Below are 14,886 nucleotides of genomic sequence, written 5' to 3'. Positions count from 1 at the left end.
AACAGGCCGCAGCGATCTGGAGGATCTTCGCCGGGGTGCAGAGCCATCAGGAGTTACCCATTCCGGACACACACCTACACTTGTTCGCCACGCGGTTCAAAAGCCACAAAAGCCCTCAGGCAGACTCCCCTTAGGCGGACTCAAGAACACGGTGTTTTTATTGTTTGTTACTGGATTCGCAAAACAAGAGAATCTTACATGCTTCCAAGGCCACGAAGCAACACGTGACCGTCGGATTTTGCTCTAACGCAATGCTCAACCCTAGAACAGATTGACAAGTCGCAGAGCCTGTGTTTGCTGCAATGCACCATCACGGGTTTCCGAGGGCGCATTTCGCGCGAATTTAAGGTTTCGCAGGCACTGCCGAAGCCGCACTTGTGGCGGGCGCCGCTGCCTGAGAAGCCTTGGTGGACGCGCCGGGCACGCCAGGAATTTCACTGATTGGCCCCGCCGGTTTGGCGGGCGCTGCAACAGAAGCCACGGGCGCGGGCGCGGCCAGCTTTTCCATCAGCCCACCCTCACCCGAATTGGCGCGATTGCCGAAGTAGGCCATCATCAGCGTAGCGACGAAAAACAGCGTCGCGGCAACTGCGGTGCTGCGACTCAGGAAGTTGGCCGACCCGGTTGCTCCGAACAGGCTGCCGGATGCGCCGGAGCCAAAGGACGCGCCCATGTCGGCCCCTTTGCCATGCTGCATCAAGACCAGAACGATCATTACCAGTGCAGACAGAATTTGCACCACCAGAGTCAATGTCATCAGAATTTGCATTTGTGCACTCATTCGCGCCAGGGCGCCTTACAACGTTACTTCCCAAGAGCAGGACCAAGCCTGCGAATCCATCAGGCGGCTTCAGCGCGCCGCGGCGATGATCGCCAGAAAATCGGCCGCCTTGAGCGACGCGCCGCCAATGAGCCCGCCGTCAATGTCGTCCTGAGCGAACAGCACCTGCGCATTGTCCGGCTTCACACTGCCGCCGTACAGAATTCGCACAGCGCCAGAGGCCTCACCCAGGGTCGTCAGGTGGGCACGCAGCACCGCGTGAACGGCCTGGGCCTGCTCCGGCGTCGCCGTGCGGCCCGTGCCGATGGCCCAAACGGGTTCGTAAGCGAGAACCATGCGGGAGGTCTGCTCGCCAAGCCGCTCCGTGACGGCCAGCAACTGGCGCAGCACGACCGCATTGGTCTGCCCAGACTCACGCTCGTCCAGTGTTTCGCCGACACAGACGATCGGCGTCATGCCGGCCTCAAGCACGCGCATTGCCTTCTCCGCAACGCACTCGTCCGACTCATGATGATCGGCTCGACGCTCGGAATGACCGACGATGACATAGCGGCAACCAAATTCCTGCAGCATCCCCACGGCGACTTCTCCGGTGTGGGCGCCGCTCAGGTGCACTGAGCAATCCTGCGCCCCAACGGCAACCTTGCCGCCTTGCAGTTGTTGCTGCGCCTGGGCCAGGTAGGGATAGGGCACGCAGACGGCCACGTCGCATCGCGCTTCCGCGGCTCCAGCAAGAACCTCGGCCAGCAGCGCGGCATTGCCTGCCAGGCTGCCATGCATTTTCCAGTTTCCGGCAACGAATTGCTGACGCATGTTCTGCTCCTGTTTGATGTCGTGATAGGGCGCGTGGCTCAGGACCAGCGCAGCACAAGTTTGCCAATGTGCTGTCCCTGCTCCATGCGCTGGTGTGCCAGCACGATGTCCTCGGCCAGCAGCACGGCATCGAGCACTGGCCGCACGCGGCCTTGTTCGATCCAGGGCCACACGGTCTGGCGCAGGGCCTGCGCAAGGGCCGCCTTGAAAGCCACGCTGCGCGCGCGCAGGGTCGAGCCGGTCAGCGTCTGGCGTTTTCGCATGAGAAGACCCGCATCGATCTCAGCCTGCACTCCGCCCTGAACCGCGATGACCACCAGCCGCCCCTCTTCCGCGAGACACTGTTGTTCGCGGGCCAAATAGCTTCCGGCAACCATGTCCAGAATGACGTCGGCGCCACGCTGTGAGGTATGGGCCTGGACGACCTCGACGAAATCCTGCGTCCGATAGGGAATGGCGAGCTCGGCACCGAGTTTGACGCACGCCGCGCACTTCTCCTCCGAACCCGCCGTGGCGATGACCCGCGCGCCGCTGGCCATCGCGAGCTGAATGGCCATGGTGCCGATTCCGCTGCTGCCCCCCTGCACAAGCAAGGTCTCTCCTGGCTGCAGCCGACCACGCTCGAACACGTTGTGCCAGACCGTGAACACCGTCTCGGGCAGAGCAGCCCCTTCTTCGGGGCTCAGCCCTTTGGGCAGGGGCAGACATTGCCCCACGGGCGCGACACAGTACTCGGCATAACCCCCGCCCGCCACCAACGCGCAGACCTCATCGCCAATACGCCAATCCGTGCCCGAGAGATCGCCGGAAACAATCTTGCCGCAGACCTCCAGACCGGGAATGTCGGAAGCGCCTTTCGGCGGCGGATACAGACCCTTGCGCTGAAGCACATCGGGCCGATTGACGCCAAAGGCTACGACGCGCAGCACGACCTCCCCCGCCCCTGCCTGCGGCATGGGCCGCTCGCAGAGGTGAAGGACATCGGGCCCGCCGGGCTGGGTGATCTCGATGGCGCGCATGCAACCCGCTTGAATCAGACGCCCGGCTCAGAGTCTGCAGCCGCCATGACGGGAGCCGCAGGCGGCATCGTCGTCTCAACGGCCGGCTCTTCGCCCAGCAGCGCCTTGATCGACAGACGGAAACGACCCTTGTCATCCGTTTCGATGACCTTGACCCGCACCTTCTGCCCCTCTTGCAGGTAATCGCTGACCTTGTTGATGCGCTCATTGGCGATCTGCGAAATATGCAGCAGACCGTCCTTGCCCGGAAGCACGTTCACCAGAGCGCCGAAATCGAGGATTTTGACCACGGCGCCGTCGTACACCTGGCCCACTTCCACTTCGGCGGTGAGATCCTTGATGCGCTGCTTGGCGATCTCGGCCTTGGCGGCGTCGGTCGAGGCGATGGTGATGGTGCCGTCTTCGCCGATGTCGATCTGGGTACCCGTCTCTTCGGTGAGGGCGCGAATGGTCGCACCGCCCTTGCCGATCACGTCGCGGATGCGCTCGGGATTGATTTTCAGGGTGTAGAGTCGCGGCGCGAACTGGGACACTTCCTCGCGTGCACCGCCCACTTCCTGCTGCATGACGCCCAGAATGTGCATGCGCGCCTCGCGGGCCTGCGCCAGCGCCACCTGCATGATCTCGCGGGTGATGCCCTGAATCTTGATGTCCATCTGCAGCGCGGTCACCCCGGTAGCCGAACCCGCCACCTTGAAGTCCATGTCGCCGAGGTGATCTTCGTCACCCAGGATGTCGGTCAGCACGGCAAAACGGTTGCCTTCCTTGATCAGCCCCATGGCGATACCGGCCACATGCGCCTTCAGCGGCACGCCGGCGTCGAGCAGCGCCAGGCAGCCGCCGCAGACCGACGCCATGGACGACGAACCATTGGACTCGGTCACTTCCGACACCACGCGCATGGTGTAGGCGAAATCTTCCTTCTTCGGCAGCACGGCCAGCAGCGCGCGCTTGGCCAGACGGCCATGGCCGATCTCACGACGCTTGGGGCTGCCCACGCGGCCGGTCTCGCCCGTCGCGAACGGCGGCATGTTGTAGTGCAGCAGGAAGCGATCGCGGTATTCGCCGGTGAGCGCGTCGATGATCTGCGCATCCTGGTCGGTGCCCAGCGTGGCCACGGCCAGCGCCTGCGTTTCGCCGCGGGTGAACAGCGCGCTGCCGTGCGTGCGTGGCAGCACCGAGGTACGAATGTTCAGGGGACGCACCGTCCGCGTGTCGCGACCGTCGATGCGCGGCTCGCCCGCGAGAATCTGGTCGCGCACGATACGGGCTTCCATGTCAAACAGAATGCCGTCCACCTTCGGGCCGTCCGCCCCGACGCCCGCCTCAGCCAGCCCGGCATGCACCTTGGCCGACGCCTCGCGCAGCGCCTGGGTGCGAGCCTGTTTTTGCGTGAGCTTGTACGCCGCGCGCAGATCTTCGCCCGCCAGCGCCTGGATGCGGTCGATCAGCGCCTGATCCTTCTCGGGTGCCGTCCAGTCCCAGGCGGGCTTGCCACCATCGCGCACCAGTTCGTGGATGGCGTTGATCGCTGTCTGGAATTGGGCGTGACCGAACATCACGGCTTCCAGCATGACTTCCTCAGACAGCTGATCGGCCTCGCTCTCGACCATCAGCACGGCCGACTCCGTGCCTGCGACAACCAGCTCCAGCCGACTGTCCGCCAGTTCGGCACGACTCGGATTCAGCACATAGCTGCCGTTGACGTAACCCACGCGGGCCGCGCCGACAGGCCCGTTGAACGGCAGACCCGACACCGCCAGCGCCGCGCTCGAGGCGAGCAAGGCGGGAATATCGGCCTCGACTTCCGGGTTGATGGACAACACATGCACCACCACCTGAACCTCATTGAAGAAGCCCTCAGGGAACAACGGGCGGATGGGGCGGTCGATCAATCGCGACGTCAGTGTCTCGTTCTCGCTGGGACGGCCCTCGCGCTTGAAGAACCCGCCCGGAATGCGACCTGCCGCATAGGTCTTCTCGATGTAATCGACGGTCAGGGGAAAGAAATCCTGCCCCGCCTTGGCCGAACGCGCGCCCACGACGGTGGCCAGCACCACGGTATCGTCCATATTGAGCAGCACCGCACCGCCGGCCTGACGCGCGATCTCGCCCGTTTCCATCGTGACTTGATGGCGTCCCCATTGGAATGATTTGACAACTTTGTTGAACATGGCTTACTCCTTGATCGAGGCGCAACGGCAAGCTTCTTCCGCAGGGTCGAAGACCACGACGCGCGGCGCCTGTTGAAAACCTGGCGGAGTGATGCCATTCCAGCGACGCCCGGCGAGCCGACACGTCGGTGGAATGACACGGGTCACACCGCCCCCTTGAAACACACGACGCTCCGCATCAACGGGACGTCGTTCCAGACCTTGCAAATCACGACACCAATACAAAAAACGCCTGTGCCGACAAACTCACACAGGCGTTCTTGCAAAGCAGGCACTTACTTCCGCAGACTGAGCTTGGCGATCAGGGCGCGATAGCGATCGGCGTCCTTGTCCTTCAAGTAGTCCAGCAACTTGCGGCGACGGCTCACCATCTTGAGCAGGCCGCGGCGACCATGGTGGTCCTTGGCGTGCGTCTTGAAGTGGCCCGTCAACTCGTTGATGCGCGCGGTCAGCAACGCGACCTGCACCTCGGGAGATCCGGTATCGCCCGTACCGCGGGCATTGTCGGCGACGATTTGCGCCTTGTTGATATCTGCAACAGACATGTCAGTTTCCTAATGAGAACTCGCGAACGCGGAAGAAACCATTCCACGCCGTGATGGTGAAAAGCTGCGCATTGTAGCCTGAACCCGCAGGTCGTCGGCGTTCGCGCGAATCGCTCCCCACGCCGCCGCGTGCCGCATGGCCCCAAATGTTTCGCAATTTTTCGACGATCGAGTCGACTGTGGCGAAGGGGTCGATTCGCTGCACGAATTGCTTGACGCTGGTGAACGAGCCGCGGCAGCTACGCGGCCAGCCAGCGCAAGCGAATCGTCTTCGTCGGCGACGAAGGACGGCGTTGCGGATTTGTTCACGTCCTGCCCACTTTGTTGTCTTCACGACGAGGGCAGACATCAGGAACGGGTTTACAGTGCGTTAACAAACTTTGATAACGCAACGACCCACGCGCCATGCGCATTCAACTCCTGTCCGACCTGCATCTGGAAACCGAGACGTTCGCCCCCCAGCCCGCGCCCGGCGCGGATCTGCTCGTTCTCGCAGGCGACATCGACGCCCATCACGCGCAGATCGACCTGTTTCGCGATTGGCCGGTGCCGGTCATTTACATCGCCGGCAACCACGAGCACGACCGAAAGGATTTCGATCACACCATCGATGCGCTGCGAGAGCGATGCGATCGCCTGGGCTTCACCATGCTGCACCGCGAGCAGACACGCCTTACCCATCAGGGCCGAACGATCCGGGTGCTTGGCACCACGCTCTGGAACGATTTCGAGCTGTTCGGTCCCGAAGGCATTGAGCGCAGCATGCGCGCCGCACGCTACTTCGCGGAACAGGTGCAATGCGCCACACGCCACGGCCGCCCCATGGGCGTGCCCGAGCTGCGCGAGGAAGGCCTGCTCTGCCGGGACTGGCTCCGAACTCAACTGACCGACCCCGCGCATCACTCAGATCAAGACGATGCCACCTTGGTCATCACCCACTTCGCCCCCAGCCTGCGCAGCAACGATGCGCGTTATCCCGTCAACGCATCGACCGCGAGTTTCTGCAACGCCTACGACGATCTGATTCCGCATTGCACCCTCTGGATGCACGGTCACCTTCACTGCCGCCACGACTACCGGGTGGACAACGCTCGCGTGGTCTGCAACTCCCGCGGCCTGGCGAGCAAGGGCGAGGACAATGATTTCCAACCGCAAGGCGCTTGGGAAATCTAGACGCCAACAGGCCCCGAGACGTCGCGCTTTCTGACCGCTCAGGCCGAACCGGCCTGCGTCAGATCCCATCTCGGCAGAACGTCGAATGCCCCGGCCGCGCGAGCCGCTTGCGGATGAGCTTTCAGACGCAAGGCGCCGGCCAGCGCGATCATCGCGCCGTTGTCGGTGCACCATTCGAGTTCTGGGAAAAACAAGGCCACACCGCGCGCCGAAAAGACCGCTTCGAGCTTCTCGCGCAACTGCCGGTTGGCCCCCACGCCACCCGCCACGACCACGGAACGCCTTCGTGTCACCTGCTGCGCGCGCGCCGTTTTGTGCACCAACACGTCGGTGATCGCCTCTTGCGCGGCAGCGGCGAGGTCGGCCCTGGCCTGCTCGCACAGATTCGACCCCAGGTTTCTCACCTTGGTCAGCACCGCTGTCTTCAGACCCGCGAACGAAAAATCCAGATCGGGACTGTGCATCTTGGGTCTTGGCAGGTCGAATGCGGCTGGGTTGCCAAAAGCGGCCAGCCGGGCAAGCTCCGGCCCGCCTGGATAGCCCAGGCCCAGCAATTTCGCGGATTTGTCGAAAGCCTCGCCTGCCGCATCATCGACTGTCTCGCCCAGCAAGGTGTATTGGCCGAACGCCTCGACATCGAGCAACATGGTGTGCCCGCCCGACACCAACAAGGCCAGAAAGGGAAACCCGGGCGGTTGCTTCGACAGCAACGGGGACAATAAATGCCCCTCCAGATGATGCACTCCGATCAAGGGCTTGCCCAGCGCCATACCCAGCGCCGAGGCCACCCCCGCACCGACCAGCAGCGCTCCGGCCAGCCCGGGTCCGCGGGTGTAGGCAATCGCGTCCACCCGCTCCAGGCGCACGCCCGCCTGCTTGAGCGCGAGATCCGTCAGGGGGAGTAGGCGGCGGATATGGTCGCGCGAGGCGAGCTCAGGCACCACGCCACCATAGGCCTGGTGCATGTCGACCTGCGAATGCAGGGCGTGACCCAGCAACCCCGCTTCGGTGTCGTACAGTGCGGCGGCGGTTTCGTCGCACGACGTTTCAATTCCAAGAACCAGCATGACCGGCAGTCTAGCCTCCCCCTCCCCGCCCCGCCCCGCGAGCTCGTCGCCGCCATCGCAACGCTTTGATGCCATCGTCATCGGCGCCGGTGCCGCGGGCCTGCTCTGCGCTGCGCTCGCCGGCCAACGCGGGAGGCGCATACTGCTGCTCGATCACTGGCCCAAGGTGGCCGAGAAAATCCGCATCTCGGGTGGAGGCCGTTGCAACTTCACCAACCTCCACACGCAGCCAGAAAATTTTCTCTCCGACAACCCGCACTTCTGCAAATCGGCCCTGTCGCGATACAAGCCGCAAGACATCGTGACGCTGCTGCAGAAACATCGCATCCCCTTTCACGAGAAACACAAGGGGCAATTGTTCTGCGACGACTCGGCGGAACAGCTCATTTCCGCCCTGCTCGACGAATGCGCCGCCGGTCAGGTGACGCATTGGCAACCCTGTGCGGTGGAAGCCGTCGAGGCCGCCGCGCCCGGCTTTCGCGTGCGCACGGTCAAGGGTTGGGTGAGTGCGCAAGCCCTGGTCGTTGCCACTGGAGGCCTATCGATACCGCAAATTGGCGCCAGCCCGTTTGGCTATCGGCTCGCCGAGCAATTCGGCCTGCCGATCGTGCCTCCACGACCCGCCCTGGTGCCGCTGGCGTTCGATCCAGCGCAGTGGGCACCCTTTGCCGATCTGAGCGGCGTCTCGCTCGAAGTTGATATCGAGACGGATCACGAGCATCGCACCGCCCGATTCCGGGAAGACCTGCTGTTCACGCACCGCGGACTCAGCGGCCCGGCGATCCTGCAAACTTCGAGCTACTGGCAACCAGGCAACGCCCTGCGCATCGATCTCATGCGCAGGCTCACCGAGTCTGCATGGATTCAATCCAAACAGGGCAATCGCCGCACCCTCGCTGGAGAACTCGGCCAGCACCTGCCACAACGGCTCGCGCATGCACTGTGCGCACAGACCGGCGACTCGGATCGTCGCATGGCCGATTTCAGCGACAAGGCCTTGCGTGCGCTCTGGCAGCATTGGCACACTTGGCCCGTGCGCCCCAGCGGCACGTTAGGCTGGCGCAAAGCCGAGGTCACCGCCGGCGGCGTCGACACACGGGCCCTCTCGTCCTCCACCCTGATGGCGCTGAACGTCCCCGGGTTGCATTTCATCGGTGAAGTGGTCGACGTGACCGGCTGGCTCGGCGGCTACAACTTTCAATGGGCCTGGAGCTCGGCCGCAGCCTGTGCGCAGGCGCTGTGAGCGCGCTTGACGAGTGGCATTTGTCCGGCTTGAATTTTGCGCATATAATCTTCAGGTTTTACCCCTCGATGCGGCAGGCCGCCCGAGTTTGACCCCTGCAGTCCAGAGTTTTCCCCCTGCAATGCGCGCATGGTGCGCCTGGCTGGCACGAAAACACCGCATGAAATACCGCCTGGCCTGCCTACACTTGATTCAAGTTCATCAATGACCACCATTCGCGTTAAAGAAAACGAGCCGTTCGACGTCGCTCTGCGTCGCTTCAAGCGCACCATCGAAAAACTCGGCCTTCTCACCGAGTTGCGCGCCCGCGAGTTCTACGAAAAGCCGACTGCCGAGCGCAAACGCAAGAAGGCTGCGGCGGTCAAACGCCATTACAAGCGCATTCGCAGCCAGACGCTGCCCGAGCGCAAGTACTGATACACCCTGCGTGGCGCGCTGACTTCACTCCCGTTCAGCGCCCCCTGCGGATCGCGTACCGAACAGCCCGCCATCGCAGCGGGCTTTTTGCATTGGACCGACCATGACAATCAAAGACCGTATTCAGGATGACATGAAGGCCGCCATGCGGGCCAAGGACGCACCGCTGCTGGGCACCATTCGCCTGCTGATGGCAGCGATGAAGCAAAAGGAAGTCGACGAGCGCGTCGTGCTGGACGATGCCGCCATCGTGGCGATCATCGACAAGATGATCAAGCAGCGACGCGACGCCATTGCCCAGTTCGCAACCGCGGGACGCCAGGATCTGGTCGACAAGGAAACCGCCGAGATCGGCGTTCTGGAGCTCTACCTTCCGCAGCGGCTGGATGCCGACGCCATCGATGCCGAAATTCGGATCTTGATGGAACAAACCGGCGCCAAGGGCCCACAGGATCTGGGCAAACTCATGGGGCCGCTCAAGGCGCAGCTCGCAGGCCGCGCCGATATGGCGCTGGCCGCGGCACGCGCCAAAGCTTTGCTCAGCGGCGCCTGAGTCCCGGTACGACGCCGTGAACGCCTCTTCCGACGTCATGCCCCGACCCTTGTTGGTGTTTTCCCACGCCAACGGCTTTCCGGCCCCGGTCTATCGCAAGCTGTTCCAGGCGCTGGACCCGGCGTTTCGCGTTCGGGCCGTGCCACTCTATGGGCACGACATCCGTTATCCCGTACGCGACGGCTGGAAGCCGCTGGCGCAACAACTCATCGATTTCATCAAGCACGACTGTCGCGGCGAGCCTGCCGTGCTGGTGGGGCACTCGCTCGGCGACTACCTCAGCCTCATGGCGGCACACGCACACCCCGAATTGACTCGGCAAGTCATTCTGCTCGACTCTCCTGTGGTGGCCGGTTGGCGTGCGCGCTTGCTCTGGCTGTCCAAGCGGACGGGGCTGGGCGAGCGTTTCTCGCCCGCAGCCGCGGCCAAGCGCCGGCGCACCCAGTGGCCCGATCTTGAGGCTGTGCGCGCGCATTTCGCGTCGAAGGCCGCCTTTCGGCAGTGGGATCCTGACATGCTTGGCGATTATTCGGCCTTTGGCACCTCGGCCGATGCCCAGGGCCGGGCCTTGGCCTTCCAGCGCGAGATCGAATACCGGATCTACAAGACCCTGCCCCACCAGCTTGGCGCCCTTGCGCGCCGGCCGTTTCCCGTCCCGGTGAGTTTCATTGGCGGACGTTCGTCACGCGAAATCCGCATGGCTGGCCTGGGGGCTACGGCGCGGCTGGCGCGCAATCGCCTGCAGTGGATCGACGGTTCCCATCTGTTTCCGTTCGAGTCGCCGCGTGAAACCGCGCGGCTCATCGAACAAGCCTACGAAGGGGTCGCCACCGGCCCCTGTCATTCAAGTCTCAAAACCTGCTCCCTATAATGCACTTTTACCGGCATTCGTCGCGGCTATGACCAAATATGTGTTCGTCACCGGCGGAGTGGTGTCCAGCTTAGGCAAGGGCATCTCGTCCGCATCTCTCGCTGCGATTCTCGAGTCGCGCGGCCTCAAAGTCACCCTCATCAAACTCGATCCCTACATCAACGTCGATCCGGGAACGATGAGCCCCTTCCAGCACGGCGAGGTCTTCGTCACCGAAGACGGCGCCGAGACCGATCTGGATCTGGGACATTACGAGCGTTTCATCACCACCCGCATGCGCCGGGTGAACAACTTCACCACCGGTCAGATCTACGACAGCGTGCTGCGCAAGGAACGTCGCGGCGAGTATCTCGGCAAGACGGTGCAGGTCATTCCGCACATCACCAACGAGATCCAGGACTTCATCCGTCGTGGTGCCGGCGACGGCACGGCCGACGCGGTGGATGTCGCCATGGTCGAGATCGGCGGCACGGTGGGCGACATCGAATCCCTGCCCTTCCTCGAAGCCGCACGGCAGATGAGTCTGCGCATGAAGCGAGGTGACTGTGCTTTCGTGCACCTCACCCTCGTACCCTATATTCCGGCCGCTGGCGAGCTCAAGACCAAGCCCACCCAGCACAGCGTGCAGAAGCTGCGGGAGATCGGCATCTCGCCCGACGCCCTGCTCTGCCGCGCCGACCGCCCGATTCCCGATGACGAGCGCGCCAAGATCTCCATGTTCTCGAACGTGCGTGAAGACGCGGTGATCTCGGTGTGGGACGTGGACACGATCTACAAGATCCCGCAGATGCTGCATCAGCAGCATCTCGACGACATTCTCTGCGACAAGCTGGGCCTGAGTGCGCCTGCGGCCAACCTCAAGGTCTGGGACGATCTGGTGCAGGCGCTCGAGCACCCGCAGCACGCCGTGCGCATCGCCATGGTGGGCAAATACGTCGACCTGTCCGACTCCTACAAATCGCTCAACGAAGCCTTGCGGCACGCGGGCATCAAGACCCGTTCGCGCGTCGAGATCACCTACCTCGACTCGGAAGCTCTCGAGCCGGGCAACATCACCCAGCTCGATGGTTTTGACGCGGTGCTGGTGCCCGGCGGATTCGGCAAACGCGGCATCGAAGGCAAGATTCTTGCCGCCCAATATGCCCGCGAACACCGCATTCCCTACCTGGGCATCTGCCTGGGCATGCAGGTGGCCACCATCGAATTCGCCCGGCACGTCGCCGGGCTGCCGCAAGCCAACAGCACCGAGTTCGATCCGGACACGCCCCAGCCCGTCATCGCGCTGATCGACGAATGGCTCGACCGCGACGGCAGTGTGCAGAAGCGTCACGCCGGGTCCGATCTCGGCGGCACCATGCGACTTGGCGCCCAAAGCTCCGATGTGAAGCCGGACACGCTCGCTCACGGCATCTACGGCAATGTGGTGACCGAGCGCCATCGCCATCGCTACGAGGCCAACGAGCACTATCTGGCCAACCTGCAAAAAGCGGGGCTGGTCATCTCCGCCATCACGCAGCGCGAGCACCTCACCGAAATCGTCGAGTTGCCACAGGCCGTGCACCCCTGGTTCGTCGGCGTGCAGTTCCACCCGGAATTCAAATCGACCCCTTGGGGCGGCCACCCGCTGTTCACCGCCTTTGTCCAGGCCGCCCTGCAGCGCCATTCCGCCCAAGCCTGACCCGAACCTCACGCCATGTCCAACGCTCAGAAACTCTGCGGATTCCCGGTCGGCCTCGATCAGCCGTTCTTCCTCATCAGCGGCCCTTGCGTGGTCGAGTCCGAACAGTTGCAGATGGACGTGGCGGGACAGCTGCGCGACATCTGCCGCTCGCTCGACATTCCGCTGATTTTCAAATCCAGCTACGACAAGGCCAACCGCTCCAGTGGCGCCTCTTTCCGTGGGCCGGGCATGGAGCAGGGACTGGAGATTCTGGCCAAGGTGCGGCGCGACATCGGCGTGCCGGTGATCACCGATGTGCATACCGCCGAAGAGGCCCCGCGCGTAGCCGAAGTGGTCGACGTGCTGCAGACCCCGGCCTTTCTCTGCCGTCAGACCGATTTCATCCACGCGGTCAGCAGCCTGGGCAAACCGGTGAACATCAAGAAGGGCCAGTTTCTTGCGCCGGGCGATATGAAAAACGTCATCGCCAAGGCACGTGCGGCCGCGGCGCAGGCCGGACATCCCGACACCTTGTTCATGGCCTGCGAGCGTGGCGTGAGCTTTGGCTACAACAATCTGGTCTCTGATATGCGCGCGCTGGCCATCATGCGCGAAACGCAGAGCCCGGTGGTGTTCGACGCCACCCATTCGGTGCAGTTGCCCGGCGGGCAAGGCACGAGCTCAGGCGGACAGCGTGAATTCGTGCCCGTGTTGGCCCGCGCCGCGGTGGCCGCGGGCGTCAGCGGGGTGTTCATGGAAACCCACCCCGATCCCTCCAAGGCGCTCAGCGATGGCCCCAACGCCGTGCCGCTGCACCACATGCGCGCCCTGCTCGAAAGCCTCAAGGACCTCGACGCCGCCGTCAAACGCCGCGGCTTCCTCGAAACCCAATTCATCTGAATCCACATGAGCGCCTACATCATCGCCCACGTCGACGTGACCGACCCGCAGCAGTACGAGCAGTACAAGGTGCTGTCGTCCAGAGCCATCGCTGCGCATGGTGCGGAGATCTGCATTCGTGGCGGCGCCGTGGAGGTGCTCGAAGGCGACTGGTCGCCCAGCCGCATCGTGCTGCTCAAGTTTCCCGATAGGGCGGCTGCGCGCGCCTTCTACGACAGCGCCGAGTACCACTTGGCAAGGCAGGCGCGCGAGGGGGCGGCCTCCATGCGCATGATTGCCGTCCAGGGCCTCTAGGCCGTGGCCACGCACAACCCCATCCCGAATTCCCTTCCTCTTCTTTCACACTTCCCCGAACAGGAGCTTTCATGAGTGCCATCGTTGACCTCACCGCCCGCGAAATCCTCGACAGCCGCGGCAATCCCACTGTCGAATGCGACGTGGTGCTGGAGACTGGGTTCATTGGCCGCGCCGCCGTTCCGTCCGGTGCGTCCACCGGCACGCGCGAAGCCATGGAACTGCGCGACGGCGACAAGTCGCGCTTCGGCGGCAAAGGGGTGCTGCGCGCGGTCGAACACATCAACACCGAGATCACCGAAGCGGTGATGGGCCTGGACGCCACGGAGCAGACCTTCCTCGACCAGACCCTGATCGACCTCGACGGCACGCACAACAAATCGCGTCTGGGCGCCAATGCCATCCTGGCCGTCAGCATGGCCGTGGCCAAGGCAGCGGCCGAAGAAGCCGGCATGCCGATCTACCAGTACCTGGGCGGTTTTGCCGCGCGCGAACTGCCAGTGCCGATGATGAACGTGATCAACGGCGGGGCCCACGCCAACAACAGCCTGGACATGCAGGAGTTCATGATCATGCCGGTGGGCGCGCCCAGCTTCCACGAGGCCCTGCGCTACGGCGCCGAGGTGTTCCATGCGCTCAAGGGCATCCTGCATGATCGCGGCCTGCCGACCACGGTGGGCGACGAAGGCGGTTTCGCGCCCAACGTGGCCAACCATGAAGCTGCGTTGCAGCTCATCGTCGAGGCCATCGAAAAGGCGGGCTATCGCCCTGGCGAACAGGTCGCCATCGCCCTCGACCCGGCTTCGAGCGAGTTCTACAAGGACGGCAAGTATCACCTCGAAGGCGAAGGCCTGGTGCTCTCCAGCGAGGAGATGGTCGACTTCTACGACAACTGGCTGGGCAAGTACCCCATCGTGTCCATCGAAGACGGCCTCGCCGAACAAGACTGGGACGGCTGGAAGCTGCTCAACAGCCGCCTGGGCAAGAAGGTTCAGCTGGTGGGCGACGACATTTTCGTCACGAATACCTCCATTCTGAAAAACGGCATTGCCGACAAACTGGCCAATTCCATCCTGATCAAGGTGAACCAGATCGGCACCCTGACCGAGACTTTCGCCGCCATCGAGATGGCCAAGCGTGCGGGCTGGACCGCCGTGGTGTCCCACCGCTCCGGCGAAACCGAAGACAGCATCATCGCCGACATTGCCGTGGCCACCAACTCGGGACAGATCAAGACCGGCTCGCTCTCGCGCAGCGATCGCATCGCCAAGTACAACCAGTTGCTGCGCATCGAGGAAAACCTGGGCGAGACCGCCCGCTTCCTCGGCCGCGACGTGTTCTACAACCTGCGCTGATCGCTTGACGCGCGGCCAATC

At 63.4% G+C, this 14,886-nt stretch carries 16 protein-coding genes; 9 read left to right on the top strand and 7 right to left on the bottom strand.

All coding sequences use genetic code 11. From position 1 onward, the window contains the following. Positions 1–343: 343 nt before the first annotated feature. The 6 genes from secG to BVH73_RS15830 form a co-directional block, all read right to left on the bottom strand. Positions 344–769, bottom strand: a complete 426-nt coding sequence (gene secG, locus BVH73_RS11965; RefSeq protein WP_079418968.1) for a preprotein translocase subunit SecG — start codon at positions 767–769, stop codon at positions 344–346. 81 nt (positions 770–850) lie between these two features. Continuing rightward, positions 851–1,594, bottom strand: a complete 744-nt coding sequence (gene tpiA, locus BVH73_RS11960) for a triose-phosphate isomerase (protein ID WP_079418966.1) — start codon at positions 1,592–1,594, stop codon at positions 851–853. A gap of 38 nt (positions 1,595–1,632) precedes the next feature. Continuing rightward, the gene (locus tag BVH73_RS11955) at positions 1,633–2,613 is read right to left on the bottom strand and encodes an NAD(P)H-quinone oxidoreductase (protein ID WP_079418964.1); all 981 of its coding nucleotides are present in this window, start codon (positions 2,611–2,613) and stop codon (positions 1,633–1,635) included. Between the two features lie 14 nt (positions 2,614–2,627). Further along, the gene (gene pnp, locus BVH73_RS11950; protein ID WP_079418962.1) at positions 2,628–4,787 is read right to left on the bottom strand and encodes a polyribonucleotide nucleotidyltransferase; all 2,160 of its coding nucleotides are present in this window, start codon (positions 4,785–4,787) and stop codon (positions 2,628–2,630) included. A 275-nt stretch (positions 4,788–5,062) separates the two neighbouring features. Further along, entirely contained in the window at positions 5,063–5,332 is a 270-nt protein-coding gene (rpsO, locus tag BVH73_RS11945; protein ID WP_079418960.1) for a 30S ribosomal protein S15, read from the bottom strand. Between the two features lies 1 nt (position 5,333). Beyond that, the gene (locus tag BVH73_RS15830; protein ID WP_154048480.1) at positions 5,334–5,681 is read right to left on the bottom strand and encodes a hypothetical protein; all 348 of its coding nucleotides are present in this window, start codon (positions 5,679–5,681) and stop codon (positions 5,334–5,336) included. A gap of 56 nt (positions 5,682–5,737) precedes the next feature. Here BVH73_RS15830 and BVH73_RS11940 point away from each other — a divergent pair, with 56 nt between their 5' ends. Next, positions 5,738–6,505, top strand: a complete 768-nt coding sequence (locus BVH73_RS11940; protein WP_079418958.1) for a metallophosphoesterase — start codon at positions 5,738–5,740, stop codon at positions 6,503–6,505. Between the two features lie 38 nt (positions 6,506–6,543). Here the strand turns inward: BVH73_RS11940 and tsaD are convergent, their stop codons facing one another. Further along, positions 6,544–7,572 carry a tRNA (adenosine(37)-N6)-threonylcarbamoyltransferase complex transferase subunit TsaD gene (gene tsaD / locus BVH73_RS11935; RefSeq protein WP_079418956.1) on the bottom strand — a complete coding sequence of 343 codons (1,029 nt, stop codon included), beginning with the start codon at positions 7,570–7,572 and terminating at the stop codon, positions 6,544–6,546. Here tsaD and BVH73_RS11930 point away from each other — a divergent pair. From BVH73_RS11930 to eno, 8 genes are all read left to right on the top strand, one after another. Then, entirely contained in the window at positions 7,571–8,815 is a 1,245-nt protein-coding gene (locus BVH73_RS11930) for a BaiN/RdsA family NAD(P)/FAD-dependent oxidoreductase (protein WP_079418954.1), read from the top strand. The genes tsaD and BVH73_RS11930 overlap by 2 nt on opposite strands. A 204-nt stretch (positions 8,816–9,019) precedes the next feature. After that, a complete protein-coding gene (gene rpsU / locus BVH73_RS11925; RefSeq protein WP_013106552.1) occupies positions 9,020–9,232 on the top strand; it encodes a 30S ribosomal protein S21 in 213 nt (70 codons plus the stop codon). Between the two features lie 103 nt (positions 9,233–9,335). Next, positions 9,336–9,785: a GatB/YqeY domain-containing protein gene (locus tag BVH73_RS11920; protein WP_079418952.1), complete on the top strand. Its 450-nt coding sequence runs from the start codon at positions 9,336–9,338 to the stop codon at positions 9,783–9,785. A gap of 16 nt (positions 9,786–9,801) precedes the next feature. Continuing rightward, positions 9,802–10,656, top strand: a complete 855-nt coding sequence (locus BVH73_RS11915) for an alpha/beta fold hydrolase (RefSeq protein ID WP_425444122.1) — start codon at positions 9,802–9,804, stop codon at positions 10,654–10,656. Positions 10,657–10,684: 28 nt separating this feature from the next. After that, positions 10,685–12,334: a CTP synthase gene (locus BVH73_RS11910; RefSeq protein WP_079418948.1), complete on the top strand. Its 1,650-nt coding sequence runs from the start codon at positions 10,685–10,687 to the stop codon at positions 12,332–12,334. Between the two features lie 15 nt (positions 12,335–12,349). Then, positions 12,350–13,216 (top strand): 3-deoxy-8-phosphooctulonate synthase, encoded by an 867-nt coding sequence (gene kdsA, locus BVH73_RS11905; RefSeq protein WP_079418946.1) that lies wholly within the window; start codon positions 12,350–12,352, stop codon positions 13,214–13,216. A gap of 6 nt (positions 13,217–13,222) precedes the next feature. Further along, on the top strand, positions 13,223–13,510 hold the full coding sequence (locus BVH73_RS11900; RefSeq protein WP_079418944.1) for a DUF1330 domain-containing protein: 288 nt from the start codon (positions 13,223–13,225) through the stop codon (positions 13,508–13,510). Between the two features lie 71 nt (positions 13,511–13,581). Beyond that, a complete protein-coding gene (gene eno, locus BVH73_RS11895; protein ID WP_079418942.1) occupies positions 13,582–14,865 on the top strand; it encodes a phosphopyruvate hydratase in 1,284 nt (427 codons plus the stop codon). Positions 14,866–14,886: the final 21 nt, after the last annotated feature.

The organism is Thiomonas intermedia, from assembly GCF_002028405.1.
In the GTDB taxonomy this organism is placed as follows: domain Bacteria; phylum Pseudomonadota; class Gammaproteobacteria; order Burkholderiales; family Burkholderiaceae_C; genus Thiomonas; species Thiomonas intermedia.
The sequence above is the reverse complement of the archived record's forward strand: the minus strand, read 5'-3'. Positions and strand labels throughout refer to the sequence as shown.

Excerpts from the sequence above, each read along its gene's own strand:
- secG (WP_079418968.1), bottom strand. The coding sequence starts at position 769 with ATGCAAATTCTGATGACATTGACTCTGGTGGTGCAAATTCTGTCTGCA.
- tpiA (WP_079418966.1), bottom strand. The coding sequence starts at position 1,594 with ATGCGTCAGCAATTCGTTGCCGGAAACTGGAAAATGCATGGCAGCCTG.
- BVH73_RS11955 (WP_079418964.1), bottom strand. The coding sequence starts at position 2,613 with ATGCGCGCCATCGAGATCACCCAGCCCGGCGGGCCCGATGTCCTTCAC.
- pnp (WP_079418962.1), bottom strand. The coding sequence starts at position 4,787 with ATGTTCAACAAAGTTGTCAAATCATTCCAATGGGGACGCCATCAAGTC.
- rpsO (WP_079418960.1), bottom strand. The coding sequence starts at position 5,332 with ATGTCTGTTGCAGATATCAACAAGGCGCAAATCGTCGCCGACAATGCC.
- BVH73_RS15830 (WP_154048480.1), bottom strand. The coding sequence starts at position 5,681 with ATGTCTGCCCTCGTCGTGAAGACAACAAAGTGGGCAGGACGTGAACAA.
- BVH73_RS11940 (WP_079418958.1), top strand. The coding sequence starts at position 5,738 with ATGCGCATTCAACTCCTGTCCGACCTGCATCTGGAAACCGAGACGTTC.
- BVH73_RS11930 (WP_079418954.1), top strand. The coding sequence starts at position 7,571 with ATGACCGGCAGTCTAGCCTCCCCCTCCCCGCCCCGCCCCGCGAGCTCG.
- tsaD (WP_079418956.1), bottom strand. The coding sequence starts at position 7,572 with ATGCTGGTTCTTGGAATTGAAACGTCGTGCGACGAAACCGCCGCCGCA.
- rpsU (WP_013106552.1), top strand. The coding sequence starts at position 9,020 with ATGACCACCATTCGCGTTAAAGAAAACGAGCCGTTCGACGTCGCTCTG.
- BVH73_RS11920 (WP_079418952.1), top strand. The coding sequence starts at position 9,336 with ATGACAATCAAAGACCGTATTCAGGATGACATGAAGGCCGCCATGCGG.
- BVH73_RS11910 (WP_079418948.1), top strand. The coding sequence starts at position 10,685 with ATGACCAAATATGTGTTCGTCACCGGCGGAGTGGTGTCCAGCTTAGGC.
- kdsA (WP_079418946.1), top strand. The coding sequence starts at position 12,350 with ATGTCCAACGCTCAGAAACTCTGCGGATTCCCGGTCGGCCTCGATCAG.
- BVH73_RS11900 (WP_079418944.1), top strand. The coding sequence starts at position 13,223 with ATGAGCGCCTACATCATCGCCCACGTCGACGTGACCGACCCGCAGCAG.
- eno (WP_079418942.1), top strand. The coding sequence starts at position 13,582 with ATGAGTGCCATCGTTGACCTCACCGCCCGCGAAATCCTCGACAGCCGC.